1 protein-coding gene is annotated in these 938 nt (G+C 37.1%); it reads left to right on the top strand.

Translation table 11 applies throughout. The features are described 5' to 3' along the window. Positions 1 to 922, top strand: a 922-nt coding sequence (locus H735_RS29540) for a restriction endonuclease (protein WP_337588691.1), incomplete at its 5' end; no start/stop codon positions are given. Positions 923 to 938: the final 16 nt, after the last annotated feature.

The raw sequence follows: 938 nt of genomic DNA, 5'->3' as shown, positions 1-938 counted from the left end.
ACACCTTAACTGCGCGTTATATTTTTGTTCAAGTTTGGAGGCAGTATTGAGTAATAATGGTAGAGAATATGAGGAGTTCGTAGCTTCTCTGCAAAAGGCACTGTTCGAGTCTGAGCAATGGACTGAGTTGCGCAATATTCAAATTGAGCAGAACAAAAAGATCAAAGACAACTTTGGCATTTTACGTGAGTTTGACCTTTATTGGGAATATGAACTAGCTGGAATTACATATAAAACAGTTATTGAGTGTAAGGATTACGCATCGAAAGTAAGCATAGAGAAAATTGACGCTCTCCTAGGTAAAATCCGAGATATACCTGATTTAAAGCCAATATTTGCGACTAAAACAGGTTATCAGTCCGGTGCAAAAGCCAAAGCACAGAATAATAAAGTCGAGCTTCTAATCGTGCGTGAACAGAATGACACAGATTGGGAATTAGATGATGGTACGCCTTTAATTAGAGAAGTCGTGATAAATATGCATGCAATACCAGCAGCAAGAATTGTCTCATTCTCGCCAAGTATCGATGGTAATTGGGTTAAGGAAAACACTGAAATCGATATATCTAGTGGTAATTTTCACCTTAATATGCGTAACGACATGACTTTTATCGAAGACATTTCTAAATCAGAAAAATACTCACTTCTTCAACTTGAAGAAAGGCTAGGTAGAGGAACTGAAACTGATTTTGGTGAAAGAAAGCTGACTTTGAATTTTGATGACGCATTTTTACATTGTGCCGATATGAAGTTAAAAATGAGAGCCGCTGAAGTTACGTACTTTATGCCGAAGCCAATTGAACAACCTATTCATATCGACTTTTCAAAAGAACTAGTTGGCGTCATCGAGTATCTAGGTAAAAGCTCAAAGACAGCAATCTTCAAAGACCGTATTGTCAAAGACTGGGGTTCAAAAATATAACAAAGCATTTAAGAGT

This window comes from Vibrio owensii CAIM 1854 = LMG 25443 (assembly GCF_000817815.1).
Taxonomy (GTDB): domain Bacteria; phylum Pseudomonadota; class Gammaproteobacteria; order Enterobacterales; family Vibrionaceae; genus Vibrio; species Vibrio owensii.
The sequence above is the reverse complement of the archived record's forward strand: the minus strand, read 5'-3'. Positions and strand labels throughout refer to the sequence as shown.